This window comes from Pseudomonas sp. GW823-FHT04A03 (assembly GCF_058796615.1).
This window is the reverse complement of the sequence record NZ_JBXAIV010000005.1, coordinates 225,988-252,544: the sequence shown is the minus strand read 5'-3', so window position 1 is coordinate 252,544 and position 26,557 is coordinate 225,988. Positions and strand designations below refer to the sequence as shown.

General features: G+C 60.9%; 26 protein-coding genes. 9 read left to right on the top strand and 17 right to left on the bottom strand.

From position 1 onward, the window contains the following. Window positions 1-56 precede the first annotated feature (56 nt). The 3 genes from AC1Q9F_RS16030 to AC1Q9F_RS16020 form a co-directional block, all read right to left on the bottom strand. A complete protein-coding gene (locus AC1Q9F_RS16030) occupies window positions 57-332 on the bottom strand; it encodes an HU family DNA-binding protein (protein ID WP_003213368.1) in 276 nt (91 codons plus the stop codon). Between the two features lie 190 nt (window positions 333-522). Further along, window positions 523-1,671 carry an NAD(P)/FAD-dependent oxidoreductase gene (locus AC1Q9F_RS16025; protein ID WP_011336605.1) on the bottom strand — a complete coding sequence of 383 codons (1,149 nt, stop codon included), beginning with the start codon at window positions 1,669-1,671 and terminating at the stop codon, window positions 523-525. A 21-nt stretch (window positions 1,672-1,692) separates the two neighbouring features. After that, entirely contained in the window at window positions 1,693-1,860 is a 168-nt protein-coding gene (locus AC1Q9F_RS16020) for a rubredoxin (protein WP_007954349.1), read from the bottom strand. Between the two features lie 199 nt (window positions 1,861-2,059). Here AC1Q9F_RS16020 and AC1Q9F_RS16015 point away from each other — a divergent pair, with 199 nt between their 5' ends. Both AC1Q9F_RS16015 and ubiA read left to right on the top strand, forming a co-directional pair. Continuing rightward, on the top strand, window positions 2,060-2,611 hold the full coding sequence (locus AC1Q9F_RS16015; RefSeq protein WP_492620246.1) for a chorismate--pyruvate lyase family protein: 552 nt from the start codon (window positions 2,060-2,062) through the stop codon (window positions 2,609-2,611). Continuing rightward, window positions 2,611-3,501 (top strand): 4-hydroxybenzoate octaprenyltransferase, encoded by an 891-nt coding sequence (gene ubiA / locus AC1Q9F_RS16010; protein ID WP_492620247.1) that lies wholly within the window; start codon window positions 2,611-2,613, stop codon window positions 3,499-3,501. The genes AC1Q9F_RS16015 and ubiA overlap by 1 nt, the downstream gene beginning before the upstream one ends. Window positions 3,502-3,564: 63 nt before the next feature. On the opposite strand, the gene AC1Q9F_RS16005 is transcribed toward ubiA, so the two are convergent. Further along, complete coding sequence (locus AC1Q9F_RS16005; protein WP_007954346.1) at window positions 3,565-3,948, bottom strand: COG4315 family predicted lipoprotein; 384 nt, start codon at window positions 3,946-3,948, stop codon at window positions 3,565-3,567. A 151-nt stretch (window positions 3,949-4,099) separates the two neighbouring features. Here AC1Q9F_RS16005 and phoB point away from each other — a divergent pair, with 151 nt between their 5' ends. The 3 genes from phoB to AC1Q9F_RS15990 all read left to right on the top strand — a co-directional run bounded on the left by phoB (window position 4,100) and on the right by AC1Q9F_RS15990 (window position 7,600). Beyond that, complete coding sequence (gene phoB / locus AC1Q9F_RS16000) at window positions 4,100-4,789, top strand: phosphate regulon transcriptional regulator PhoB (protein ID WP_003229608.1); 690 nt, start codon at window positions 4,100-4,102, stop codon at window positions 4,787-4,789. A gap of 72 nt (window positions 4,790-4,861) precedes the next feature. Further along, window positions 4,862-6,148 (top strand): phosphate regulon sensor histidine kinase PhoR, encoded by a 1,287-nt coding sequence (gene phoR / locus AC1Q9F_RS15995; protein WP_218887987.1) that lies wholly within the window; start codon window positions 4,862-4,864, stop codon window positions 6,146-6,148. A 111-nt stretch (window positions 6,149-6,259) separates the two neighbouring features. Beyond that, window positions 6,260-7,600: a hemolysin family protein gene (locus AC1Q9F_RS15990; protein WP_007954342.1), complete on the top strand. Its 1,341-nt coding sequence runs from the start codon at window positions 6,260-6,262 to the stop codon at window positions 7,598-7,600. Between the two features lie 6 nt (window positions 7,601-7,606). Here AC1Q9F_RS15990 and AC1Q9F_RS15985 read toward each other — a convergent pair whose 3' ends face one another. The 8 genes from AC1Q9F_RS15985 to AC1Q9F_RS15950 all read right to left on the bottom strand — a co-directional run bounded on the left by AC1Q9F_RS15985 (window position 7,607) and on the right by AC1Q9F_RS15950 (window position 18,208). After that, the gene (locus tag AC1Q9F_RS15985; protein ID WP_492620248.1) at window positions 7,607-8,503 is read right to left on the bottom strand and encodes a peptidoglycan DD-metalloendopeptidase family protein; all 897 of its coding nucleotides are present in this window, start codon (window positions 8,501-8,503) and stop codon (window positions 7,607-7,609) included. Window positions 8,504-8,728: 225 nt separating this feature from the next. Beyond that, window positions 8,729-9,682 (bottom strand): response regulator, encoded by a 954-nt coding sequence (locus tag AC1Q9F_RS15980; protein WP_492620249.1) that lies wholly within the window; start codon window positions 9,680-9,682, stop codon window positions 8,729-8,731. A 177-nt stretch (window positions 9,683-9,859) separates the two neighbouring features. After that, window positions 9,860-10,621: a phosphate signaling complex protein PhoU gene (phoU, locus tag AC1Q9F_RS15975; protein WP_007954334.1), complete on the bottom strand. Its 762-nt coding sequence runs from the start codon at window positions 10,619-10,621 to the stop codon at window positions 9,860-9,862. Between the two features lie 71 nt (window positions 10,622-10,692). Beyond that, entirely contained in the window at window positions 10,693-11,526 is an 834-nt protein-coding gene (gene pstB / locus AC1Q9F_RS15970; RefSeq protein ID WP_065258233.1) for a phosphate ABC transporter ATP-binding protein PstB, read from the bottom strand. Window positions 11,527-11,608: 82 nt separating this feature from the next. Beyond that, the gene (gene pstA / locus AC1Q9F_RS15965) at window positions 11,609-13,279 is read right to left on the bottom strand and encodes a phosphate ABC transporter permease PstA (RefSeq protein ID WP_492620250.1); all 1,671 of its coding nucleotides are present in this window, start codon (window positions 13,277-13,279) and stop codon (window positions 11,609-11,611) included. Window positions 13,280-13,295: 16 nt separating this feature from the next. Continuing rightward, on the bottom strand, window positions 13,296-15,329 hold the full coding sequence (locus AC1Q9F_RS15960; RefSeq protein WP_230737782.1) for an ABC transporter permease subunit: 2,034 nt from the start codon (window positions 15,327-15,329) through the stop codon (window positions 13,296-13,298). 424 nt (window positions 15,330-15,753) lie between these two features. Continuing rightward, window positions 15,754-16,755, bottom strand: a complete 1,002-nt coding sequence (locus AC1Q9F_RS15955) for a phosphate ABC transporter substrate-binding protein PstS (protein WP_007954316.1) — start codon at window positions 16,753-16,755, stop codon at window positions 15,754-15,756. A 154-nt stretch (window positions 16,756-16,909) separates the two neighbouring features. Next, a complete protein-coding gene (locus AC1Q9F_RS15950; protein WP_492620251.1) occupies window positions 16,910-18,208 on the bottom strand; it encodes an MFS transporter in 1,299 nt (432 codons plus the stop codon). A 378-nt stretch (window positions 18,209-18,586) separates the two neighbouring features. On the opposite strand from AC1Q9F_RS15950, the gene AC1Q9F_RS15945 reads away from it, so the two are divergent. Both AC1Q9F_RS15945 and AC1Q9F_RS15940 read left to right on the top strand, forming a co-directional pair. Further along, on the top strand, window positions 18,587-18,991 hold the full coding sequence (locus AC1Q9F_RS15945; RefSeq protein ID WP_003229628.1) for an acyl-CoA thioesterase: 405 nt from the start codon (window positions 18,587-18,589) through the stop codon (window positions 18,989-18,991). Window positions 18,992-19,048: 57 nt separating this feature from the next. Continuing rightward, window positions 19,049-19,948 carry a D-hexose-6-phosphate mutarotase gene (locus AC1Q9F_RS15940; RefSeq protein ID WP_492620252.1) on the top strand — a complete coding sequence of 300 codons (900 nt, stop codon included), beginning with the start codon at window positions 19,049-19,051 and terminating at the stop codon, window positions 19,946-19,948. Window positions 19,949-19,994: 46 nt separating this feature from the next. Here the strand turns inward: AC1Q9F_RS15940 and AC1Q9F_RS15935 are convergent, their stop codons facing one another. The 4 genes from AC1Q9F_RS15935 to purE form a co-directional block, all read right to left on the bottom strand. After that, window positions 19,995-20,531 carry a DUF3299 domain-containing protein gene (locus AC1Q9F_RS15935; RefSeq protein WP_027610367.1) on the bottom strand — a complete coding sequence of 179 codons (537 nt, stop codon included), beginning with the start codon at window positions 20,529-20,531 and terminating at the stop codon, window positions 19,995-19,997. A 103-nt stretch (window positions 20,532-20,634) separates the two neighbouring features. After that, window positions 20,635-20,880 carry a GlsB/YeaQ/YmgE family stress response membrane protein gene (locus tag AC1Q9F_RS15930; RefSeq protein WP_492620253.1) on the bottom strand — a complete coding sequence of 82 codons (246 nt, stop codon included), beginning with the start codon at window positions 20,878-20,880 and terminating at the stop codon, window positions 20,635-20,637. 111 nt (window positions 20,881-20,991) lie between these two features. Further along, window positions 20,992-22,074, bottom strand: a complete 1,083-nt coding sequence (locus AC1Q9F_RS15925; RefSeq protein WP_492620254.1) for a 5-(carboxyamino)imidazole ribonucleotide synthase — start codon at window positions 22,072-22,074, stop codon at window positions 20,992-20,994. 10 nt (window positions 22,075-22,084) lie between these two features. Next, window positions 22,085-22,576 (bottom strand): 5-(carboxyamino)imidazole ribonucleotide mutase, encoded by a 492-nt coding sequence (gene purE, locus AC1Q9F_RS15920; RefSeq protein ID WP_007954291.1) that lies wholly within the window; start codon window positions 22,574-22,576, stop codon window positions 22,085-22,087. 510 nt (window positions 22,577-23,086) lie between these two features. Here purE and AC1Q9F_RS15915 point away from each other — a divergent pair. Continuing rightward, on the top strand, window positions 23,087-23,698 hold the full coding sequence (locus AC1Q9F_RS15915) for a zinc metalloprotease (protein WP_492620255.1): 612 nt from the start codon (window positions 23,087-23,089) through the stop codon (window positions 23,696-23,698). An 88-nt stretch (window positions 23,699-23,786) separates the two neighbouring features. On the opposite strand, the gene AC1Q9F_RS15910 is transcribed toward AC1Q9F_RS15915, so the two are convergent. Then, on the bottom strand, window positions 23,787-24,698 hold the full coding sequence (locus AC1Q9F_RS15910) for a LysR substrate-binding domain-containing protein (RefSeq protein WP_207984360.1): 912 nt from the start codon (window positions 24,696-24,698) through the stop codon (window positions 23,787-23,789). Between the two features lie 180 nt (window positions 24,699-24,878). On the opposite strand from AC1Q9F_RS15910, the gene aspA reads away from it, so the two are divergent. Then, window positions 24,879-26,303, top strand: a complete 1,425-nt coding sequence (aspA, locus tag AC1Q9F_RS15905; RefSeq protein ID WP_003229645.1) for an aspartate ammonia-lyase — start codon at window positions 24,879-24,881, stop codon at window positions 26,301-26,303. Window positions 26,304-26,557: the final 254 nt, after the last annotated feature.

The window sequence follows — 26,557 nt, the reverse complement described above, 5'->3', positions numbered from 1 at the left end:
CGGAGTGCCCATTTTTTCACTACAGCTCTCCCCGCTGTTCAGGGAGTGCGCCGCGATTATGGATTGACGCTGTCTTTCAACGATTTGCCTGGCTTGAACGCAACGGTGTTGCTGGCCTTGATCTTCACCGGTTCACCGGTTTGCGGGTTTTTGCCGGTGCGGGCACCGCGGTGGCGTTGCAGGAAGGTGCCGAAGCCCACCAGCGTGACGCTGTCCTTGCGGTGCAGGGCGCCGGTGATTTCTTCGAGAACGGCGTTGAGAACGCGGTTGGCCTGCTCTTTGGTCAGATCCGCTTTTTCAGCGATTGCAGCGGCGAGTTCTGGTTTACGCATTAGTGAAGCCCCTTTGACGGTTTTTTGTTGTTATGTCCGTGCTGTTCTCGTTGGAACAGCGCCCAAGGCGCCGCAGGCTCTACTCTGCGGCAGACGGGAGTGAGGATGGCACGCGGTTAAGGGCTGCGCCAGTCTCCCCGAGACCTTTGTGGGGGCAAAAGCGGGGTGATTCCGACAGAACGACCGGTATTTACGCCAGCAAGGCCGGAAGCTGTTTGTTCAGCGCGAGTTTTTCCATCACCGCCGCGCCGGTCAGGGCGTAACCGAGCAATTGTCCTTCGGCGTCGTGGCACAGCACCTTGATGTCGGCGCCCTGCCCTTCGACCGTCCAGACACCCTCGCGGCCCCGTGGCGGCGGGGAAACCACCAACGGGCAGACCGGGGTTTTCACGGTGATCGGCATCGGCCCGTAGTTCACCACGGTCGGGTTGCCGGCCAGAGTCTGTGCCAGCGCTCGCGCACAACTCATGAGGGGCATGACGTACAGAAGATTCAGCCCGTCGACCTCGGCGCAGTCGCCCAGAGCGTAAATGTTGGCGTGAGAGGTTTGCAGATGACGATCGACCACCACGCCGCGATTGGTCTGGATGCCGGCTGCCGCTGCCAGATCGATCCGCGGGCGCAGGCCGATGGCCGAGACCACCACATCGCACGGGACAACCTGACCGTCGGACAGGTGCGCTTCCAGCCCGTCAGCGACTTTTTGCAGGCGGGTCAGCACCGGGCCGAGGTGGAAACGCGCGCCGAGGCTTTCCAGCCCGGCCTGCACCGCTGCCGCCGCCGCGGGATGCAGCAGGGTTGGCATCACCTGTTCGCACGGTGCAACCAGTTGCACTTCGTAGCCACCGAGAATCAGGTCATTGGCGAACTCGCAGCCGATCAGCCCGGCGCCGAGCAGCAACACCCGGCGCTTGCCGGCGGCTGCGGCACGAAAGCGCGCGTAGTCTTCGAGATCGTTGATCGGGAACACCAGATCCCCGCCATCGCCTTCGATCGGCACACGCACGGTTTCGGCGCCCCAGGCGAGGATCAGGTCGCGATAGCTCACCGCTTCCTCACCGATCCACAAACGCTTGTGGCCCGGATCGATGCCGCTGATACGGGTGTGCGTGCGTATTTCGGCCTTCAATTGCTCGGCCATGGCGCCCGGTTCGGCCATGCTCAGGCCGTCCGCGTCCTTGTTCTTGCCGAAGCCGGTGGACAGCATCGGCTTGGAGTAGGAGCGACCGTCATCGGCGGTAATCAGCAGCAACGGGGTTTCGCCATCGAGTTTGCGAAACTCGCGGGCCAGGTTGTAACCCGCAAGCCCGGTGCCAACGATTACGACAGGTGCGCTCATGCCCTACTCCTCAGTGTTTTCTCAGTTGATTTCGATCATTTCGAAGTCCATTTTGCCGACGCCGCAGTCCGGACACAGCCAGTCTTCCGGCACGTCCTGCCACAGGGTGCCCGGCGCAATGCCGTCATCCGGCCAGCCGTCGGCTTCGTTGTAGATCAGGCCGCAGACCACACATTGCCACTTTTTCATTCAGGTACTTCCTCAGGGTTCAGGCTTTAGCCGGCGCGGACGGTCGATGGTGCAGCGCTGCCGTCCGGCTCAGGGCGTTTTGTACTGATCGGGCCGGGCAGATGCAAGCCTGTTCGGCGCAGCGGCGACCCGGATCAATCAAACACGCGGTGCGGCATGGTAAGCTCGCCGCCTCATTTGCTGCCAATAATGACTCATTGTGCAACACACAAACGCTCCGCTGTGGCGCCCGCAAAGCGAACTGACCCCCCTCCCCGACACATCCACGCTCGACTGGCTGTTCGACGAAGGCTCACTGACCCGCCGACTGACTCGTCTGTCCGATGACGGCTTCAGCGTGACCCCGCTGTTCGAAGGCTGGCAGACCCTGCGCGACGACGAATGCGCCGCCCTGGATCTGGCCGAAGGCAGCGAAGGCTGGGTGCGCGAGGTGTATCTGCGCGGGCATGGCGAGGCCTGGGTGTTCGCCCGCAGCGTGGCGTCGCGCAGTGCCTTGCAGGGCGACGGCTTGCACATGGATGAGCTGGGCAGCCGCTCGCTGGGCGAACTGCTGTTCTGCGATCACGCCTTCCAGCGTCGCGCCATCGAAGTCTGCCACTACCCGGAACACTGGCTGCCCGAAGGTTCCCGGGCTGCCGGCCTGTGGGGACGGCGTTCGCGTTTCGACCGTGGTGCCTTGAGCGTACTGGTGGCGGAGATTTTCCTGCCTAAGCTGTGGGAAGCCGTCCGCGCCCGTCCGGAGAACTGCTGATGTACCAAAGCCTGCTCAAATCCCTGAATCGCTTGAACCCGCGCGCCTGGGACTTCATCCAGCTGACGCGGATGGACAAGCCGATCGGCATTTACCTGCTGCTGTGGCCGACGCTCTGGGCGCTGTGGATTGCCGGCAAAGGCTCGCCATCCCTGGCCAACATCGTGATTTTCGTCCTCGGCGTCGTGCTGACCCGTGCCGGCGGCTGCGTGATCAACGACTGGGCCGACCGCAAGGTCGACGGCCACGTCAAACGCACCGCGCAGCGGCCCATTGCTGCCGGCAAGATCAGCTCGAAAGAGGCGCTGGTGTTCTTCGCCCTGCTGATGGGCGTGAGTTTCCTGCTGGTGCTGTGCACCAACGCCGCAACGATCTGGCTGTCGCTGGGCGGTCTGGCGCTGGCCTTCACTTATCCATTCATGAAGCGCTACACCTATTACCCGCAAGTGGTGCTGGGCGCGGCGTTTTCCTGGGGGATGCCGATGGCGTTCACCGCCGAAACCGGTGAGCTGCCGGCAACCGCCTGGCTGCTGTGGATCGCCAATCTGCTGTGGACGGTGGGCTACGACACTTATTACGCAATGACCGACCGCGACGATGACCTGAAGATCGGCGTGAAATCCACGGCGATCCTGTTCGGCGAGGCGGACCGGGTGATCATCCTGACCTTGCAGGCGCTGTCGCTGGGCTGTCTGGTGCTGGCCGGGTCGAAATTCGAGTTGGGGATCTGGTTCCACCTCGGCCTGCTGGTAGCGGCCGGGTGCTACGCCTGGGAATTCTGGTACACCCGCGACCGGGACCGGATGCGCTGCTTCAAGGCGTTCCTGCACAACCACTGGGCCGGGTTGGCGATTTTCGTCGGGATCGTGCTGGATTACGCGTTGCGCTGATCTCAAGGAATCGCGGCCCGAGGCAATGCCTGCGGGCCGCGATCCAGCTTCACTGCCAGTGGCTTACTTGTGCTCGTGAACCACGTGCCACACGTCCTTCATCTTGTCACCGGTCATATCGCCCGGCTTGGCATCTTTCACGAAGGTGTACAGCGGCTTGCCGTCGTAGGCGTACTGCATCATGCCGTCATCACGTTTGATGACCGTCCATTTACCTTCAGCCTTGGCATCTGCCGGCGCCATCAGTGGCGGCCAGTTCTTGGCGCAATCGCCGTTGCACATCGACTTGCCGCCACTGTCCTTGTCGAACGTGTAAAGCGTCATGCCTTTGTGATCGACCATCATGCCGTCTTTCATCATGGCCGGCTCGGCCGCCATTGCCAGTCCAGGCAGAGTCAGGGCGGCAGCCATCAGCAAAGCCTTAAAGGAAGCAGTCATTTGAGTCATGGAAACCTTCTCTTGTGGTTGTCAGGATTCGGACTTAGAGCTTAGTTCAGGATTTGCACAATCGCCGCTGGACTAAAATACTGTCACACGACTGCAATAATTCCGTTATCTAATGCGGCGCAAGACAGTTAAATGACAAGAGGATTAAGGCATGGTTGGCAGGAGCATTCTGATCGTCGACGACGAAGCGCCCATTCGCGAAATGATCGCCGTTGCGTTGGAAATGGCCGGCTATGACTGCCTCGAGGCAGAGAACTCGCAGCAGGCCCACGCCATCATCGTCGACCGTAAACCGGACCTGATCCTGCTCGACTGGATGCTGCCCGGCACCTCCGGCATCGAGCTGGCCCGCCGCCTCAAGCGTGACGAGCTGACCGGGGACATCCCGATCATCATGCTCACCGCCAAGGGCGAAGAGGACAACAAGATCCAGGGCCTGGAAGTCGGCGCCGACGACTACATCACCAAACCGTTTTCCCCACGCGAACTGGTGGCACGCCTCAAGGCGGTGCTGCGTCGCGCCGGCCCGACCGATGGCGAAGCGCCGATCGAAGTCGGCGGCCTGCTGCTCGACCCGATCAGCCACCGCGTGACCATCGATGGCCGTCCGGCCGAGATGGGCCCGACCGAATACCGTCTGCTGCAATTCTTCATGACCCACCAGGAACGCGCCTACACCCGTGGCCAGTTGCTGGACCAGGTCTGGGGCGGCAACGTCTATGTTGAAGAGCGCACCGTCGACGTGCACATCCGGCGCCTGCGCAAAGCCCTCGGCGACGCCTACGAAAATCTGGTACAAACCGTGCGCGGCACCGGCTACCGGTTCTCCACCAAGGCCTGAGCCGAGCCCTCACCGTAGACAAGGACCGCATTTTCCGTGAACCAAAACTGGCATGGCACCCTGATTCGCCACATGCTGTTGCTGGTCACCGGCTGCCTGGTGATCGGCCTGATCACCGGCTACTACGGCTGGAGTCTGGCGGCGGGACTGGGCCTGTACCTGGCCTGGACGCTCAAGCAACTGCTGCGCCTGCACGAATGGCTGCGCCTGCACCAACCCGATGAAGCTCCGCCCGACGGCTACGGTCTGTGGGGCGAGGTGTTCGACAGCATCTACCATCTGCAACGCCGCGATCAAAGGGTACGCGGGCGTCTGCAAGCGGTGATCGACCGCGTTCAGGAGTCCACCGCTGCGCTGAAAGACGCGGTGATCATGCTCGACAGCGACGGCAACCTGGAATGGTGGAACCGCGCCGCCGAAACCCTGCTCGGCCTCAAGACTCCGCAGGACAGCGGCCAACCGGTGACCAACCTGGTTCGCCATCCGCGCTTCAAGGAATACTTCGAGCAGGAAAGCTACGCCGAACCGCTGGAAATCCCCTCGCCGACCAACGATCGCGTGCGCATCCAGCTGTACCTCACGCGCTACGGCAACAACGAACACTTGATGCTGGTGCGCGACGTCACGCGCATCCATCAGCTGGAACAGATGCGCAAAGACTTCATCGCCAACGTCTCCCATGAGCTGCGCACCCCGCTGACGGTGATCTGCGGCTACCTGGAAACCCTGCTCGACAACGTCGAGGAAGTGAATCCGCGCTGGAGCCGTGCCCTGCAGCAGATGCAGCAACAGGGCGGGCGCATGCAGACCCTGCTCAACGACTTGCTGCTGCTGGCCAAACTGGAAGCCACCGATTACCCGTCGGACAACCAGCCGGTGCACATCGACACTCTGCTGCAGTCGATCAAGAGCGACGCGCAGCAGTTGTCCGGCTCGAAAAATCAGCGCATCACCCTGGAAGCCGACACCAGCATTCTGCTCAAGGGCAGCGAGGCGGAACTGCGCAGTGCGTTTTCCAATCTGGTGTTCAACGCCGTCAAATACACCCCGGCCGAAGGCAACATCCGCATCCGCTGGTGGGGCGACGATCAGGGCGCGCATCTCAGCGTGCAGGATTCCGGGATCGGCATCGACAGCAAACACCTGCCGCGCCTGACCGAACGCTTCTACCGCGTCGACTCCAGCCGCAACTCCAACACCGGCGGCACGGGCCTGGGCCTGGCCATCGTCAAACACGTGCTGCTGCGCCATCGCGCACGGATGGAGATCAGCAGCGTGCCCGGTCATGGCAGCACGTTCACCTGCCATTTCGCCCCGGCGCAGGTCGCTCAGGCACGGGTCATCAGCGCCGCTGAGTAATGCCGGACTAGGCAATCGCCAGGTCAGCCGCTACATTGGCTGACTTGCGCCTGCCTTTCAGGTGCGGATTTTTCTTTCTTTCGAATCACACGGAACCCGCAAAACTCCATCATGGACCCTTCCCCTGGCTTGTCCCTCGCAACAATATTCGCCGATTTCGGCATGATTCTTTTCGCTCTGATCCTGGTTTTGCTCAACGGCTTCTTCGTTGCGGCGGAATTCGCCATGGTCAAACTGCGCTCGACCCGGGTCGAAGCCATCGCTGAGCAGCACGGCTGGCGCGGACACATCCTGCGCACGGTGCACAGTCAGCTCGATGCGTACCTCTCGGCGTGCCAGCTCGGTATCACCCTCGCCTCCCTGGGCCTGGGCTGGGTCGGTGAGCCGGCGTTCGCGCACATCCTCGAACCGCTGCTGAGCGCGGTGGGTGTGCAGTCGGCCGAAGTCGTCAAAGGCATCTCGTTCTTCACCGCGTTCTTCATCATTTCCTACCTGCACATTGTGGTCGGCGAACTCGCACCCAAATCCTGGGCGATCCGCAAACCCGAGCTGCTGTCGCTGTGGACGGCGGTGCCGCTGTACCTGTTCTACTGGGCCATGTACCCGGCGATCTACCTGCTCAACGCCAGCGCCAACACCATCCTGCGCATTGCGGGGCAAGGTGAACCCGGCCCGCATCACGAGCACCATTACAGCCGCGAAGAACTGAAACTGATCCTGCACTCGAGCCGTGGCCAGGATCCGAGCGACCAGGGCATGCGTGTGCTTGCCTCGGCGGTGGAAATGGGCGAGCTGGAAGTGGTCGACTGGGCCAACTCCCGGGAAGACTTGATCACCCTCGAATTCAACGCCCCGCTGAAAGAAATCCTGGCGATGTTTCGTCGCCACAAGTTCAGCCGTTATCCGGTGTACGACAGCGAGCGCAAGGAATTCGTCGGCCTGCTGCACATCAAGGACCTGCTGCTGGAACTGGCAGCGCTGGATCACATTCCCGAGTCGTTCAACCTCGCCGAACTGACCCGCCCGCTGGAACGCGTATCGCGGCACATGCCGCTGTCGCAGCTGCTGGAGCAGTTCCGCAAGGGCGGCTCGCACTTCGCTGTGGTCGAAGAGGCCGACGGCAATATCATCGGCTACCTGACCATGGAAGACGTGCTGGAAGTGCTGGTCGGCGATATCCAGGACGAACACCGCAAGGCCGAGCGCGGCATCCTCGCCTACCAGCCAGGCAAGTTGCTGGTACGAGGCGATACGCCGCTGTTCAAGGTCGAGCGCCTGCTGGGGATCGACCTGGACCACATCGAAGCCGAAACCCTCGCCGGGCTGATCTACGAAACCCTGAAGCGGGTGCCGGAAGAGGAGGAAGTGCTGGAAGTCGAAGGCCTGCGGATCATCATCAAGAAGATGAAAGGTCCGAAGATCATTCTAGCCAAGGTGCTGATGCTCGACTGACGGGGTTTACTGCTTGCCCAACGCAAAGTTGGGCAACGCCCCCAGCGGCCGGTTGAACTGATACGGAATCGACACCAGCCCCATCCCGGTGTTGCGCTGCACCACAAAGTGCAGATGCGGGCCGCTGCTGTTGCCGGTGTTGCCGGACAGCGCCAGCGGACTGCCCACCGTCACTCGCTGCCCTTCGCGCACACTTACCGATCCTTGCTTGAGATGCAGGTACACGCCCATCGTGCCGTCGTCGTGCAGGATCCGCACGAAGTTGCCGGACGGATCGGTGCCGCGCCCATTCTGGGCATTCTCGGTCTTCACCACTACCCCGGCCCGCGCCGCAATGATCGGCGTGCCGACCGGCATGGCGATGTCCATCGCGTACTTGTTCTTCGGCCCGAAGTGGCTGTAATCGCCATTGGCGCCCTGACTGAGACGGAACGGCCCGCCACGCCACGGAAACGGATAGCGATAGCCCTGAGCCGCGCCAGCTGGGTCACCGAGGGAATACTGGAACATCGGCGTATACACCAGCGGCTTGCCACCGGACACCGCCGTCAGCAACGCCAGCCGCGTATTGCTGCGCGCCGGCAGCACCCGACGGATCGTTTGCGCCGGTGCGCCGCGCACGTTGCTCATCCCGGTAAACGCCAGTGCAACCTCGACCGGCGCGTACAGGTCGTTGCGCACGAACACCACGTCCGCGCCCTTCTGCTTCTTGATGTCGAGATAGACCTGGCGCTCGAGGCGCTCGACCATCCGGTCCTGAAACACGAACACCTGGGAGCCTTTGCTCGGACGGTCGCTGTACGAAACCACTCCGTTGGCATCGGTGGATTTGTAGATCGTCATGGCCACAGTCGAGGTGGAGGCCATGAACAGACCACAGAAAAACAGCAGGCGCAGGGGCATGGGCAAAAGTTCTGTCGAGTAAGGCCTGGGAATGAGCCTAGCAGCTGAAGCAGACCAGGCTAGTCGACAGATGTTTCAAATTGGCAGGTGCAGGAGATGATCGTCCCCACGCTCTGCGTGGGGATGCAGCCCGGGACGCTCTGCGTCCCATGCGTGAGGACGCAGAGCGTCCCTTGAGGCATTCCCACGCGGAGCGTGGGAACGATCAATGTCAGGCGACGAAGATCAAGCGCCCGGAACGAAGTGCTTCTGCGCCGTGCCGCGGGCGATCAGGCGGGAGATGTAGTCGAGCTTCTGCGCGTCCTGGTCGACGAAGCGGAAGGTCAGTTGCAACCAGTCGCTGTCGGGTTTCGGCTCGTGAGCGACGACGGCGTGCAGGTAGCCGTTGAGGCGGGCGATTTCGGCGTTGTCGCCCTGCTCCAAGTCCAGCACGGCGCTGTCGAGGATCTGCGGCAGGGTGTCGGTGCGTTTCACCACCAGCAGCGCTTCCTTGATGCTCAGGGCCTTGATCACGCATTGCTGGGTGCCGCTTGGCAGGCGCAGTTGGCCTTGACCGCGACCGCCGGTCGGAGCGCTGGAGGCTGGGGCTTTCACGGGCGGGCTGTTGAGCAGGCCACGCTGTGGCGCGGCGGCAGGTGCCGGGGCCGCAGCGGCAGGCTTGGCAAACGGATTGGCTGCCGCAGCAGTCGGTGCGGAACCGAAGACCGCGGCCTTGCCACCGGTCAATGCGCTCAGGGAGTCGTTGCCGAATGCCGAGTTCATCTTGGTCGGGGCACTGTTCATCAGGGTGTCGAGCTTGCCGACCTTGTTCAGGGCCTGCTTGACCTTGGTCAGCAGTTGCTCGTTGGTGAACGGCTTGCTGACGTAACCGGTGACACCGGCCTGGATCGCCTGCACGACGTTTTCCTTGTCGCCCCGGCTGGTGACCATGATGAATGGCATGGTCTTGAGGTTGTCCTGCTCACGGCACCAGGTCAGCAGTTCGAGGCCGGACATTTCCGGCATTTCCCAGTCGCACAGCACCAGGTCGAAGGCTTCCTTGGCCAGCATGGCCTGGGCCTTCTTGCCGTTGATGGCGTCCTCGGTGCGGATCCCCGGGAAGTAATTACGCAGGCACTTTTTCACCAGGTCACGAATGAACGATGCATCGTCCACGACCAACACACTGATCTTGCTCATCCAACACCCCTATTAAAATCCCGGCAAGCATAACGCTGGCTGATGGCACATTGCCAAAACTCTTCAGTCACGCCGGGACTTTTCGTTCGCGGGTGCTGCTTTTTAATTCGCTTCTGCCTATGAAAAGCAGAAACAAAAACGCCCGGCCAAAGGGCCGGGCGCTTTTCTCAGGCAATCTTACTTATCGTCAGCATCGCCCGGAACATTAGCGGTTTCGCCACTTGTCCCTTCAACTTCTTCCTTCATGCGCTTGAGGCCCATGTGGCGCACATCGGTGCCGCGCACCAGGTAAATCACCAGCTCCGAGATGTTGCGCGCGTGGTCGCCGATCCGCTCCAGCGAACGCAGCACCCAGATAATGCTCAAGACCCGCGAGATAGAGCGCGGGTCTTCCATCATGTAGGTCGCCAGCTCACGCAGGGCGGTCTTGTATTCGCGGTCGATGATCTTGTCGTACTGCGCCACTGACAGAGCCAGATCGGCGTCGAAACGGGCAAACGCATCCAGCGCATCGCGGACCATGTTGCGCACCTGGTCGCCGATGTGGCGAACCTCGACGTAACCGCGCGGCGCTTCGCCTTCTTCGCACAACTGAATCGCACGACGGGCGATCTTGGTCGCTTCGTCGCCGATGCGCTCCAGGTCGATCACCGACTTGGAGATGCTGATGATCAGACGCAGGTCGGACGCCGCCGGCTGACGACGGGCCAGAATGCGCAGGCATTCTTCGTCGATGTTGCGTTCCATCTGGTTGATCTGGTCGTCGATCTCGCGCACTTGCTGGGCCAGGCCCGAGTCGGCCTCGATCAGCGCGGTGACCGCGTCGTTGACCTGCTTCTCGACCAGCCCGCCCATGGCCAGCAGGTGGCTGCGCACTTCTTCCAGTTCGGCGTTGAACTGCGCGGAAATGTGATGGGTAAGGCCTTCTTTACTAATCATGTTGGCGTCCTTGGAGCGTCCGGTAAGGTGCGGCGGGCCGCAGCGTCAATTCTGTGAATAACCCGCAACTGTCAGCCGTAACGACCGGTGATGTAGTCTTCGGTCTGCTTCTTGGCCGGATTGGTGAACAGGGTATCGGTGTCGCCGAATTCCACCAGTTTGCCCATGTACATGAACGCCGTGTAGTCGGACACCCGCGCCGCCTGCTGCATGTTGTGGGTCACGATGACGATGGTGAACTTGGATTTGAGCTCATAGATCAGCTCTTCGACTTTCAGGGTCGAGATCGGGTCGAGGGCCGAGCACGGTTCGTCGAGCAGCAGCACTTCCGGCTCCACGGCGATGGTCCGGGCGATCACCAGACGCTGTTGCTGACCACCGGACAGGCCGAGGGCCGAGTCATGCAGACGGTCTTTCACTTCGTCCCACAGGGCCGCGCCTTTCAGTGCCCACTCGACGGCTTCGTCGAGGATGCGCTTCTTGTTGATGCCCTGGATGCGCAGGCCGTAGACCACGTTTTCGTAGATGGTTTTCGGGAACGGGTTAGGCTTCTGGAACACCATGCCGACCCGGCGACGCAGCTCGGCCACGTCTTCGCCCTTGCGGTAGATGTTGTTGCCGTACAGGTTGATCGCGCCTTCGACGCGGCAGCCGTCCACCAGGTCGTTCATGCGGTTGAAGGTGCGCAGCAGCGTGGACTTGCCGCAGCCGGACGGGCCGATGAAGGCGGTCACGCGCTGTTTCGGGATGTTCATGCTGACGTCGTACAGCGCTTGTTTCTCGCCGTAGAACAGGCTCAGGCCCGGCACTTCGATGGCCACGGTTTCCTGCTCGAGGTTCAGGCTCTGCTTGTCGCGGCCCAGGGCAGACATGTTGATGCCGTGGGTATGTGTTTCGTGCTGCATGGGAGATCCCCTGTGCTAACAAATTCGGTTCGGTTGGCTGCCGGTATACAGGCCGGCAGCCCTTCAATTCTTGTGACGGCGATCAGCTGTCCAGCGCCTTGTACTTCTCGCGCAGGTGGTTACGGATGTACACCGCCGACAGGTTCAGGGTGGCGATCACCAGCACCAGCAGCAGCGCCGTGGCGTACACCAGCGGCCGCGCGGCCTCGACGTTCGGGCTCTGGAAGCCGACGTCGTAGATGTGGAAGCCCAGGTGCATGATCTTCTGATCCAGGTGCAGATACGGGTAGTTGCCGTCCACCGGCAGCGACGGCGCCAGTTTCACCACACCCACCAGCATCAGCGGCGCCACTTCACCGGCGGCGCGAGCCACGGCGAGGATCATGCCGGTCATCATGGCCGGGCTGGCCATCGGCAGAACGATCTTCCACAGGGTTTCAGCCTTGGTCGCGCCGAGGGCCAGCGAGCCTTCACGCACGGTGCGCGGGATACGCGCCAGACCTTCTTCTGTTGCCACGATCACCACCGGCACCGCCAGCAGCGCCAGGGTCAACGAAGCCCAGAGCAGACCCGGCGTACCGAAGGTCGGTGCCGGCAGCGCTTCAGGGAAGAACAGACGGTCGAGCGAGCCACCGAGCACGTAGACGAAGAAGCCCAGACCGAACACGCCGTAAACAATCGCCGGAACACCCGCCAGGTTGTTCACCGCGATCCGGATCACCCGGGTCAGGGTGTTCTGCTTGGCGTATTCACGCAGGTACACCGCCGCCAGCACGCCGAACGGGGTCACGATCATCGCCATGATCAGGGTCATCATCACGGTGCCGAAGATCGCCGGGAAAATCCCGCCTTCGGTGTTCGCTTCACGCGGGTCATCGGACAGGAATTCCCAGGCCTTGCTGAAGTAGAAACCGATCTTGGTCATCGTGCCCATGGCGTTCGGCTGATAGGCGTGAACCACTTTGCCCAGGCCGATTTCGATTTCCTTGCCGTTGGCATCACGAGCGGTCAAAGCGTCACGGTTGAACTGCGCGTGCAGGTCGGCCAGACGGGCTTCGATGTCCTGATAACGGGCGTTCAGCTCGGCGCGCTCGGATTCCATGTCCGCTTGCGCGGTGGCGTCGAGCTTGCCTTCCAGCTCCAGCTTGCGACCGTGCAGACGGATGCGCTCGAGGCCGGCGTTGATCGCGCCGATGTCGGTTTTTTCCAGCGACTTGAGCTGCGAGGCGAGGCCGTTCACACGGTTGATCCGCGCTTGCAGTTCAGGCCAGGCCGCTTCGCCTTCGGCGATCACCTTGCCGTCCTGTTTGACGTTGACCAGGTAGCCGTAGAAGTTGCCCCACTCACGACGCTCCAGCGCCATCAGTTCCACCGGCGTGGTCTGGTTGGTCAGCCACTCGCCGACGATCCAGGTGAAGTCGTTGCCGTTCAGGTCACGGTTGCCGACCTTGATCAGCTCGCGAGTCATGAATTCCGGACCTTCGTCCGGCACCGGCAGGCCGGCGCTCTTCAGACGGGCGCGTGGCACTTCTTCTTTCTGCACCACTTCGCCCACGACCAGATGCTGGCCCTGGCCCGGTACGTCATAGCTGGCGTGGATCAGATCCGCCGGCCAGAAGTGACCCAGACCGCGCACGGCGATCACCGCCAGCAGGCCAATGGTCATGATGACCGCGATGGACACCGCGCCGCCGCTGATCCAGACGCCAGGGGCGCCGCTCTTGAACCATCCTTTCAGGGAGTTCTGTTTCACAGACTTCTACCTTTGCTTAAAGCGACGAGTATTTCTTGCGCAGACGCTGACGAATCAGTTCCGCGAGGGTGTTCATGACGAAGGTGAACAACAGCAGCACCAGCGCCGAAAGGAACAGCACGCGGTAGTGGCTGCCGCCGACTTCCGACTCCGGCATTTCCACCGCGACGTTGGCGGCCAGGGTGCGCAGGCCTTCGAACAGGTTCATTTCCATGACCGGGGTGTTGCCGGTGGCCATCAGCACAATCATGGTTTCGCCGACCGCACGGCCCATGCCGATCATCAGCGCCGAGAAGATGCCCGGGCTGGCGGTCAGGATCACCACGCGAGTCATGGTCTGCCACGGCGTGGCACCGAGGGCCAGCGAGCCCAGGGTCAGGCCGCGCGGCACGCTGAACACAGCGTCTTCGGCGATCGAGTAGATGTTCGGGATCACCGCAAAGCCCATGGCCAGACCGACCACCAGAGCGTTGCGCTGGTCGTAGGTGATGCCCAGGTCGTGGGAGATCCACATGCGCATGTCACCGCCGAAGAACCAGTTCTCCATGAACGGGCTCATGTACAGCGACAGCCAGCCCACGAACAGGATCACCGGAATCAGCAGCGCACTTTCCCAGCCGTCCGGGACTTTCAGGCGGATCGATTCAGGCAGACGACTGAAGGTGAAACCGGCGATCAGAATGCCAATCGGCAGCAGCATCAGCAGGCTGAAAATGCCCGGCAGGTGCCCTTCCACATACGGTGCGAGGAACAGGCCGGCGAAGAAACCGAGGATCACCGTCGGCATCGCTTCCATCAGCTCGATCACCGGTTTGACCTTGCGGCGCATGCCCGGCGCCATGAAGTACGCGGTGTAGATCGCAGCGGCGACGGCCAGCGGTGCAGCCAGCAGCATCGCGTAGAACGCGGCTTTCAGGGTGCCGAAGGTCAGTGGCGAAAGGCTCAGTTTCGGTTCGAAATCGGTGTTGGCGGCGGTCGATTGCCAGACGTATTTAGGCTCGTCGTAGTTCTCGTACCAGACCTTGCTCCACAGCGCGCTCCACGAGACTTCCGGGTGCGGGTTGTCGAGCAGCAACGGTTGCAGCTTGCCGCCGGCTTCGACGATTACGCGGTTGGCGCGTGGCGACAGGCCGAACAGGCCCTGGCCTTCAACCACCTGATCGACCAGCAAGGTGCGGTGCGCGGTGCTGTGGAACACGCCGAGCTTGCCGCTGGCATCCAGGGCCAGGAAGCCTTTGCGACGTTCTTCGGCGGAAATTTCAACGATTGGCGTGGTGCCCATCTGGAAGGTGCGGATCTGCTTCAGGCGCAGCTCCCCATCGGTGTCGCGGGCCATGAACCACTGGGCCAGACCACCCTTGGAGTCACCGACGATCAGCGAGATACCACCGACCAGTTGCGTGGCGGCGGTGACTTCGGCTTCGCCGTTTTCCAGCAGTTTGTAACGACCGTTGAGGCTCTTGTCGCGCAGGCTGAACACATCGGCCTGGGCACGCCCGTTGACCACGTACAGCCACTGCTGACGCGGGTCGACGAAGATGTTTTTCACAGGCTCGGTCATCTGCGGCAGATCGATACGCTTCTGCTCGTTGGTGACTTCGCCGGTCATCATGTTTTCTTCGCTGGTCAGCGACAGCACATTGAGTTGCGAACCGGTAGAACCGACCAGCATCAGGGTCGAATCGGTGGCGTTGAGGCTGACGTGCTCCAGCGCACCGCCGCTTTCGTTCAGCGCGATCGGTGCATCGCCATACGGATACTCGATGGCCGGGGTGATGGTTTTCTTGCCGTCGGGGTAGCTGACTTTATAAGTGTGACGGAACACCAGCGCCTGACCGTTGGACAGGCCCACGGCCACCAGAGGATGGCCCGGCTGGTCTTCGCCGATGGAGGTCACACTGGCGCCTGCCGGCAAAGGCAGATCGACGCGCTTCAATTCAGCGCCACTGTCGATGTCGAAGAACAGCGCCTGGCCCTTGTCGGAAACGCGCATGGCCACCTGATTCTGCTCTTCGAGCGAAATCATCAGCGGCTTGCCGGCGTCCTGCATCCAGGCTGGGGTGATTGCGTCTTTCGCGCTCAGGTCAGCACCTTTGAACAGCGGCGCGACCACGTAGGCGAGGAAGAAGAAGATCAGGGTGATGGCTGCCAGCACCGCCAGACCGCCGACGAGGACGTACCAGCGGGTGAAGCGATCCTTGAGCGCGCGAATGCGGCGCTTGCGTTGCAACTCAGGCGTATTGAAATCAATGCGCTTGGGAGGGTTCGTAGTCATTTTGGAATTGGCCAGATCATTCATGCGCACACCCTAGCGATCCTGTATGACAGAAAGATGACAATGCAGTGACGCACCAAATCCGCCGCCAGCAGGGCACTGGCAGTGGATAGAAGAATTCGGGGAGTGTGGGGGCCGGGCCGCTTGCGGGCCGGGCCCCACACGTGAGTCAGGCGGGGTTCACCCCTGACTCAGTTTGTTACTTTTTTGCGACTTCAGCGCCGCCTTCCTGCAGACCCAGGTCAGCCAGTGCTTTTGCAGCAACCTTGGCTGGCAGCGGGATGTAGCCGTCTTTCACTACCACTTCCTGGCCCTGTTTCGACAGAACCAGTTTCACGAATTCGGCTTCCAGCGGGGCCAGAGGCTTGTTCGGGGCTTTGTTGACGTACACGTACAGGAAACGCGACAGCGGGTACTTGCCGTTCAGGGCGTTTTCTTCGGTGTCTTCGATGAAGTCAGTGCTGCCTTTCTTCGACAGAGCAACGGTTTTCACGCTGGCGGTCTTGTAGCCGATGCCCGAGTAACCGATGCCGTTCAGCGAGGAGCTGATCGACTGCACGACCGAAGCCGAGCCTGGTTGTTCGTTGACGTTAGGCTTGTAGTCGCCTTTGCACAGGGCTTCTTCCTTGAAGTAGCCGTAGGTGCCGGATACCGAGTTGCGACCGAACAGTTGAACCGGCTTGTTGGCCAGGTCGCCGGTCACGCCCAGGTCACCCCAGGTTTTCACGTCGGTCTTGGCGCCGCACAGACGGGTGGACGAGAAGATCGCGTCAACCTGTTCCATGGTCAGGTGCTGGATCGGGTTGTCCTTGTGAACGAAAACAGCCAGGGCGTCCACGGCAACCGGGATAGCGGTTGGCTTGTAGCCGTATTTCTGTTCGAAGGCAGCCAGTTCGGTGTCCTTCATCTTGCGGCTCATCGGGCCCAGGTTGGAGGTGCCTTCAGTCAGCGCAGGTGGCGCGGTGGCGGAGCCAGCGGCCTGAATCTGGATGTTTACGTTCGGGTATTCTTTTTTGTAGTTCTCAGCCCAGAGGGTCATGAGGTTGGCCAGGGTATCGGAGCCGACGCTGGACAGGTTGCCCGACACACCAGTGGTCTTGGTGTAGCTCGGGATAGCAGGGTCAACAGCGGCAACCGCGTTGGCAGTCGCAACGCCAGCAGCGACAAAAGTCATTGCCGCCATCAAACGCTTCAGTTTCATGCCTTACTCCTAGCAGATAGGGTGTGTTAAGTCGGGGCCAAGTATCAGCAGGCCGTGTGAACACTCTATGGCTGAAATATGACAATTGGATGAAAGGCCAGCATCCCTGTCGGAAGGCTGGCCTTTCAGTTGTAACCGAACGTGTGAAGTTGGCTTAGCGACCTTTGCTCCACAGCCACGCGCCGACCAGGATCCCCATCCCGCACAGCACCGCCACATAGTAGGCAGGCCCCATAGCGCTTTCTTTCAGCAGCAGGCTGACCACCATCGGCGTCAGGCCACCGAAGATGGCGTAGGCGACGTTATAAGAGAAGGACAGACCGCTGAAGCGCACCACCGGCGGGAACGCTTTCACCATCACGTATGGCACCGCGCCGATGGTGCCGACCAGGAAACCGGTCAGCGCATACAGCGGGAACAGCCAGTCCGGGTGATCGGCGAGGCTGTGATAGAAGGTCCAGGAACTGGCCAGCAAGCCCAGGCAGCCGAACACGAACACCCGACCGGCACCGAAGCGATCTGCCAGTGCGCCGGAAATGATGCAGCCCAGGCTCAGGAATACGATCGCCAGGCTGTTGGATTGCAGCGCGGTGGTCGGCGAGAAGTGATAGACCGTTTGCAGCACGGTCGGGGTCATCAGGATCACCACGACGATGCCGGCGGACAGCAGCCAGGTCAGCAGCATCGACACCGCGATTGCCCCACGATGGTCACGCAGCACGGCGCGCAGCGGCACTTCTTCGGCCAGGGCCTTGCGCTGTTGCAGTTCGGCGAACACCGGAGTTTCGTGCAGCCAGCGGCGCAGGTAGACCGAGAACAGACCGAACACGCCACCCAGCAGGAACGGGATCCGCCAGGCGTAATCCGAAACTTCCGTTGGCGTATAAATGCTGTTGATCGCCGTGGCGACCAGCGAACCGAGGAGGATGCCCGCCGTCAGGCCGCTGGTCAGGGTGCCGCAGGCGTAGCCGATGTGCTTGCCGGGTACGTGTTCGGAAACGAAGACCCATGCCCCCGGAACCTCACCGCCAATGGCCGCGCCCTGAATGACGCGCATCAACAGCAGCAGGATCGGCGCCCACATGCCGATCTGCGCGTAAGTTGGCAGCAGGCCCATGATCAGGGTCGGCACGGCCATCATGAAAATGCTCAGGGTGAACATCTTCTTGCGCCCCAGCAGGTCGCCGAAGTGCGCCATCACGATCCCGCCCAGCGGCCGTGCGAGATAACCGGCGGCGAAGATGCCGAAGGTCTGCATCAGGCGCAGCCACTCGGGCATGTCGGCCGGGAAGAACAATTTGCCGACCACGGTGGCAAAGAACACGAAGATGATGAAATCGTAGAACTCCAGCGCGCCCCCCAGGGCCGATAGCGACAGAGTCTTGTAGTCATTGCGGGTCAACGGTCGTGCGGGTTGGTCGGGCTGCGCGAGGCTCGAGGGCGCTGTGGTCATGGCAAGGTCTTCTCTTATAGTCGGATCTGCCGCCACAACAACGCTGGCTGTGGCTCGGGCAGGTTCGGCACCATAGCAAATTGTTCGAAAAAGCACATAGAGGCGCGTATTTGCCGGTCGAAATCAGAACCGGACGGTCGTCGCGGAGTCTACCGACCGATATACTCGCAACCTTGCTCCGGTTTGTAAGGGGTTGCTGTGCGAAAACGTCGTTGGCCCGACCCTTGCTCGGGATTAGCCGGTTTCGCAGAGTTTCTCCTTAGGCGCCTGATGGAAAACGTGACGAACGTAGTATGTTCGGTGCTGAATCGTTTTTCCCGAAGACGGCTACCACCAGCAATACCCAACGAAGAGTCACGGGTCAGAGGCACCCCCGGCATGATAGAGCTCGAACAAGAAGATCCGATCCCGCAAGGCGACCTGGCCCTGCAAATCACCGCGCTTCCCCGCGAAACCAACGGCTTCGGCGATATTTTCGGCGGCTGGCTGGTGGCGCAGATGGACCTGGCCGGCACTGCCATGGCCAGCCGTGTTGCCGGCGGCCGTGTCGCGACCGTGGCCATCGATCGCATGGCGTTTCTGGTGCCGGTGGCTGTCGGCGCGCAATTGTCCTTTTATACCCAGACCCTGGAAATCGGCCGCAGCTCGATCCAGATGATGGTCGAGGTGTGGAGCGACGATCCACTGTCCAGCGAGTGGCGTAAAGTGACCGAAGCGGTGTTCGTGTTCGTTGCCATCGATGGCAGTGGCCGCACCCGTTCGGTTCCGCCACGCGCACGTTAAACCTCGCGGCCGTTTCACGGTCGATAGTCGTCCAAGTTGCTGATCGAGAGTTGTCCCATGAACACGCCCAACGTTGAAGCCGTGAAACTGGATGAACTGAACTGCTGGCGCATCCGCCACGGTCAGGCCGAAGTGCTGGTGGCCCAGCAAGGCGCGCACATCCTCAGTTATCAGGTGGACGGCCAGCCGCCGCTGATCTGGCTGAACGACAAGGCCGTGTTCAAGACCGGCAAGAGCATCCGCGCCGGCGTGCCGGTGTGCTGGCCGTGGTTCGGCGTCTTCGCCCGCAACCCGCAGAGCGTGCAGGCGATGCGCGTCAGCGAAGAACCGGCCGCCGCCCACGGATTTGTCCGGGCGATGGATTGGGAACTGGGCGGTATCGAAACCGAAGGTGAAAGCCTCAAGGTAGAGTTCAAGCTGCCCTACCCCGAAGGCGGTTTTCCGGGCTGGCCGCATCAGGTCGACCTGACCCTGACCCTGCGTCTCGACGATCAGTTGCACATCAGCCTGACCAGCCACAACCGTGGTGCAGACACCGTCAGCATCAGCCAGGCGCTGCACAGCTATTTCGCGGTCAGCGATGTGCGCAACGTGCGCGTCGAAGGCGTGGATGGCCTGGATTACATCGAGACCCTGGACGACTGGAAGACTCACACCCAGCAAGGCGACCTGCGTTTTGCCGGGGAAACCGACCGCATCTACCTCGACGCTCCGCCGCAACTGAGCATCGTCGATCCGGCCTGGGAACGGCGCATCGTGCTGACCGCTACCGGCTCACGCACGGCGGTGATCTGGAACCCGTGGATCGACCGCGCCGCCGCGTTCAGCGACATGGACAACGACGGCTGGCAGCGCATGCTCTGCATCGAAACCGCGAATGTGATGGACGATGTGGTGAACCTGGCACCGGATGCCAGCCACACCATGGGCGTCAGCGTCGGCAGCCAGCCGCTCTGAAAACAAAAAACGCAGCCCTGAGGCTGCGTTTTTTTGCGGGTCTGAATTACAGATCCGATTCCTGCACCACCCGCACCTTGTCCGCCTCCAGCGCATACGCCGCGTCGGCGAGATCATTGCTGACCTTCTCGATCTTCAGCGTGCCGGTCACCCACAGCGGCGTGTAGATGTCATCCAGCTTCAAGCCCTTTGGATAACGCACCAGCACCAGTTGATTCGGCGGCGGTGGCGGCACATGGATGCATGCGCCCGGGTACGGCACGAGGAAGAACAGCGTGCTGCGGCCCTTGGCGTCGGATTCCAGCGGCACTGGATAACCACCGATGCGGATGTGCTTATCGTTCATCGACGCCACGGTCTTGGTCGAATACATCACCGCCGGCAAACCCTTGGCCTGCTTCATCCCGCCCTTCTCGGTGAAGGTGCCGGTGGCTTCCGGCGAGTTGTGGTCGATTTCAGGCATGGCCTCGAGGGCTTTCTGGTCCGACTTGGGCATCAGTTCCAGCCAGTCGGTTTCCGGCAGTTCGCCGGCGTGGGCCAGACCGCTGCCCAGCAAAAGGAGAGTCAACAAAAGACGGCGCATGAAGGTGCTCGGTAAAGGATGCTCGAATAGGGAGGGAACGCTAAATCGCCGAGCATTCTAGCCCTCCCCGCCGGATTGGCAGAGAGGGCTTTGTCGCTTTGGATCAGTTCTTTTTAATCAGGCTGTAGATCACCAGCAGCACGATCGCGCCGACCAGCGCGCCGATGAAGCTTGCTGTTTCACCCGGCTGATAAATGCCCAGGGCCTGACCGCCGTAAGTGGCTGCCAGCGAACCGCCGATACCGAGCAGGATGGTCATGATCCAGCCCATGCTGTCATCGCCCGGTTTCAGGAACCGCGCCAGCAGGCCGACGATGAGGCCGATAAAGATGGTTCCGATAATTCCCATGGCATTTCCCTCTGAATAATAGATATGCCAAAGCCTAGTCAGACTTTGGCATCCTGCCATGAGAGAACGGCGGCCCCTTAATTGTTCCGCCGCTGCCAGATGAAACTGTCGTTACTCGGCGATCAGCGCTTCGACCTTGAGGATCTGCTGCTCGAGGGTCGCCTTGTCCTTGCAGCGCAGGTTGGCGTGACCGACCTTGCGCCCGGCCTTGAAGGCCTTGCCGTAGTGATGCAGATGGCAATCGTCGATGGCGATGACCTTCTCGACCGGCGGTACAACGCCGATGAAGTTGAGCATCGCGCTCTCGCCGACTTTGGCGGTCGAACCCAACGGCAGACCGGCAACGGCCCGCAGGTGGTTTTCGAACTGGCTGCACTCGGCGCCTTCGGTGGTCCAGTGCCCGGAGTTGTGCACGCGCGGGGCGATTTCGTTGGCCTTGAGGCCACCGTCGACTTCGAAGAACTCGAACGCCATCACGCCGACGTAGTTCAGCTGCTTGAGCACGCGGCTGGAATAGTCTTCGGCCAGGGCCTGCAACGGGTGATCGGTACTGGCAACGGACAGCTTGAGGATGCCGCTGTCGTGGGTGTTGTGCACCAATGGATAGAACTTCGTCTCACCATCACGGGCACGCACGGCGATCAGCGACACTTCGCCGGTGAACGGTACGAAGCCTTCCAGCAGGCAGGCAACGCTGCCCAGCTCGGCGAACGTACCGACCACGTCTTCCGGCTTGCGCAGGACTTTCTGGCCCTTGCCGTCGTAACCCAGGGTGCGGGTCTTCAGCACGGCCGGCAGGCCGATCGATGCGACGGCGGTGTCCAGGTCGGCTTGCGACTGGATGTCGGCGAACGCCGGAGTCGGAATCCCCAGATCCTTGAACATGCTCTTCTCGAACCAGCGGTCGCGAGCGATGCGCAGGGCTTCGGCGCTCGGGTAGACCGGCACGAATTGCGACAGGAAGGCCACGGTTTCAGCCGGGACGCTTTCGAACTCGAAAGTCACCAGATCGACTTCATCGGCCAACTGACGCAGGTGATCCTGATCGCCGTAATCGGCCCGCAGGTGTTCGCCCAGCGCAGCGGCGCAAGCGTCCGGCGCAGGGTCGAGGAAAGCGAAGTTCATGCCCAGCGGGGTGCCCGCCAGGGCCAACATGCGACCCAACTGGCCGCCACCGATTACACCGATCTTCATCTCAACAACCTCAGGCAATACGTGGGTCTGGATTGTCCAGGACGCTGTCTGTCTGCTCGGCACGGAAGGTTTTCAGTACCGCGTGGAATTGTGGATGCTTGGCGCCCAGGATGCTCGCCGACAGCAGCGCTGCGTTGATCGCGCCCGCCTTGCCGATGGCCAGGGTGGCAACCGGAATGCCGGCCGGCATCTGCACGATCGACAGCAGCGAGTCGACGCCCGAAAGCATCGCCGACTGCACCGGTACGCCCAGGACCGGCAGGTGGGTCTTGGCCGCACACATGCCTGGCAGGTGGGCTGCGCCACCGGCACCGGCGATGATCACCTCGATGCCGCGGCCTTCAGCCTCTTCGGCGTACTGGAACAGCAGATCCGGGGTGCGATGGGCGGAAACCACCTTGACCTCGTAAGGGATGCCGAGCTTTTCCAGCATATCGGCGGTGTGGCTAAGGGTGGACCAATCGGACTTGGAGCCCATGATCACGCCAACCAGTGCACTCATCGTCGCGCCTCTTCTCTCTGGGCGCCCGCAGGCGCGTCAAAAACAACAAGCCACGCAGGATGCGTGGCTTGTTGTAGGAAAAATGGCCGGACGAACCGGCCGAAGGCCGCGCAGTATACCGCAAAGAAAGCAATAAACAGCCCCCGTGGCGACCATCTGTCATCTGCCCGGAACCACACATTTTGCTGACTCGAGATTCAAGAATATTTCTTCGATTTTCATGCGTGAAGCAGGATCAATAGATTGAATGGAGAGCGCACTTAAACTTCCTCATGACCTCATGCAATAAAATTCAAAACTTTCCTAAAAGCCACAATAGAAATTAAATGATATACAGCCCACCACACACTTAAAAATCAAAGAAAAAATAACCAAAGACAAAAAACACGGATATTGCACAACAACAAATGCATATTGAAAACACGTGCAAAACCCTAATAGCAGAATAGCTGAAACCATCCCACCCGCTCACAACTATCAAGCAATTAAAAACATCAAAAGGATTTGAACATGATCAACCAGCCTTTAACACTGAATGTCTTCATCCATGAGGACTTGTCGAGCTACAGCAGATACAAACTGTACGAAACCCATTTCTCCTGGTTTTCCGATGAAATCCAGAACCTCTCCGGCCGTAAGATAACGGTCAATATGTTCAGCCCGTCAGAAGCAAAGACCCTGAGTGACTTTTATTATAAAAACATCTCCGCCGCTGTTTCTCTGGACGCCTGGAAAGAAAAGTTAAAAACACATTTCGGCGCTCTCCTCCTGGACGAATCGCATACACGATTCAACAAATATTTATTGCTGACCCGTAATGATATAACCAGCAGCGTACTGGGAATTTCCCAATCCCAAGGCTACGCCGGTATAGCTTCAACAACAAGTGACATGACCCCTGCTCACGAAACAGGCCACATGTTCGGTGCAACCCATGAAGACAGCGAGATTCTTTACAACGGTTGGTGGAGCGAAACGATCATGAGCGCTGCATCCTCACCATTACGTAGCAATGCCAACCGTTTTAGCGATAAAAACCGAGAGAACATTCGTAACTATCTAAACGCGCCGATCATCAGAAAAAGTACGCCACGTCCCGATGATGATAATGACTGGGATTGATTCACACCCGTGGCACTTCTGATCGTCCTGTAGAAATTACAAGCCCCAGACAGAGGCGCAAGACAACTTGCGCCTCTGCTTCTTTCAATCAGGTATTACTGCTCGCCGCTCCGCCTTCCAGCTTGCGCCACAACAACCGCACATTGGCCTTGCGTACCAACGCGCAGCGGTACAGGCGAATTTCCAGCGGCACATGCCATTGCGGGCCGCCGCAGACTACCAGTTCGCCCCGGGCCAATTCGGCACGCACGCTCAGTTGCGGCACCCAGGCAATGCCGAGGCCTTCCAGCGCCATGCTTTTCAGGCTGTCGGCCATGGCGGTTTCATAAATCGTGGTGAAGCGCAGCTGACGCTGGCGCAGCAACCCGTTCACCGAGCGCCCGAGAAACGCCCCGGCGCTGTAGGCCAGTAACGGCACACTGCCCTCGCCTTCCAGATCGAACAGCGGCTTACCGTTGGCGTCCGCCGCACACACCGGAAGCATCTCGGTCTGGCCCAGGTGCAGCGACGGGAAGATTTCCGGGTCCATCTGCATGGCTGCGTCCGGGTCATAGAACGCCAGCATCAGATCGCAACCGCCCTCACGCAGCGCGTGCACCGCGTCGCCGACGTTGGTTGCCACCAGCCGGGTAGCGATGTTCAGGCCCTCGTTGCGTAGTTGCGCGATCCAGCGCGGAAAGAAGCCGAGTGCCAGCGAGTGCGCCGCCGCGACCTGGATCACTTCGCCCTGCCCGCCTTCCAGATGATGAAGATGGCGCAGCACTTCACCGAGCTGTTCGACCACCGTGCGCGCGGTCACCAGGAACAGTTGCCCCGCCGCCGTCAGTTCGATCGGCGTACGCGAGCGGTTGACCAGCGTCAGGCCCAGCGCCGCTTCCAGGCTGCGGATCCGCCGACTGAAAGCCGGCTGGGTCACGAAGCGTCGTTCGGCCGCCTGCGAGAAGCTGCGGGTGGCGGCCAGAGCACTGAAGTCCTCGAGCCATTTGCTTTCCAGATTCATCACGTCCTCCCGGACACGCACCAAAACAGGTCACACGTCTGCCGCGCACGCGGCGTCACACGGGCATTATGCCGAATGTGCATAGGGCAGTGTTTAACAGCATTGGCCCAAAAATTCCCACAAGCCTAGCATTCGCAGCGTTCCGGCACAGACCGGGTCCATATCGAGATGATTTCTATCATGTCCTCCGCTGCATCATTCCGCACAGAAAACGACCTGCTTGGCGCCCTCGAAGTCCCTGCTCAAGCGTATTACGGCATCCAGACCCTGCGAGCGGTGAACAACTTCCGCCTCTCGGGCGTTCCGATTTCGCACTACCCGAAGCTGGTTGTCGGTCTGGCAATGGTCAAACAGGCCGCCGCTGACGCCAACCGCGAGTTGGGTCACCTGAGCGAAGCCAAGCACGCTGCCATCAGCGAAGCCTGTGCACGTCTGATCCGCGGCGACTTCCACGAAGAGTTCGTGGTCGACATGATTCAAGGTGGCGCCGGTACCTCCACCAACATGAACGCCAACGAAGTGATCGCCAACATTGCTCTGGAAGCGATGGGTCACCAGAAAGGCGAGTACCAGTACCTGCACCCGAACGACGACGTGAACATGGCGCAGTCGACCAACGACGCCTACCCGACCGCGATCCGTTTGGGTCTGCTGCTGGGTCACGACGCGCTGTTGGCCAGCCTCGACAGCCTGATTCAGGCATTCGCGGCCAAGGGTGAAGAATTCAACCACGTCCTGAAGATGGGTCGTACCCAGCTGCAAGACGCCGTGCCGATGACCCTGGGTCAGGAATTCCGTGCTTTCGCCACCACCATGGGTGAAGACCTGGCCCGTCTGAAGACGCTGGCCCCGGAACTGCTGACCGAAGTGAACCTGGGCGGCACCGCGATTGGTACCGGCATCAACGCCGACCCGCGCTATCAGGCCCTGGCCGTACAGCGTCTGGCGCTGATCAGCGGTCAGCCGCTGGTTCCTGCAGCCGACCTGATCGAAGCCACCTCCGACATGGGCGCCTTCGTGCTGTTCTCCGGCATGCTCAAGCGCACCGCGGTCAAGCTGTCGAAGATCTGCAACGACCTGCGCCTGCTGTCCAGCGGCCCGCGCACCGGCATCAACGAAATCAACCTGCCGGCGCGTCAGCCAGGCAGCTCGATCATGCCAGGCAAGGTCAACCCGGTTATCCCGGAAGCCGTGAACCAGGTGGCATTCCAGGTCATCGGTAACGATCTGGCGCTGACCATGGCAGCCGAAGGCGGCCAACTGCAACTGAACGTGATGGAGCCGCTGATCGCCTTCAAGATCCTCGACTCGATCCGTCTGCTGCAACGCGCCATGGACATGCTGCGCGAGCACTGCATCGTCGGCATCACCGCCAACGAAGCGCGCTGCCGCGAACTGGTCGAACACTCGATCGGTCTGGTCACCGCACTGAACCCGTACATTGGCTACAAAAACGCCACCCGCATCGCCCGTATCGCACTTGAAAGCGGCCGCGGCGTGCTGGAACTGGTGCGCGAAGAAGGTCTGCTCGACGAAGCCATGCTCGCCGACATCCTGCGCCCGGAAAACATGATTGCTCCGCGTCTGGTGCCTCTGAAGGCCTGATCCGACGCGTTACTTGTAGCACCGCTCACCAGGTCGAGGGACTAGACACCTCTCACCTTTTGAGGGCTTGGGGATCATTCCTCAAGCCCTTTTTTTTAACTGTTTGAACCTGAGAACCGTATGTATGGAAGCTGACCGCAAATCAGCTTTCACACAAACCCGACGCCGGTAACGTCGGGTGTTTCAAAGCTTCGTTTCGTCGCTTGCACCACAACCGTGCAGACGGGCGCCGCACTGATCGGTATAGTGCCGCC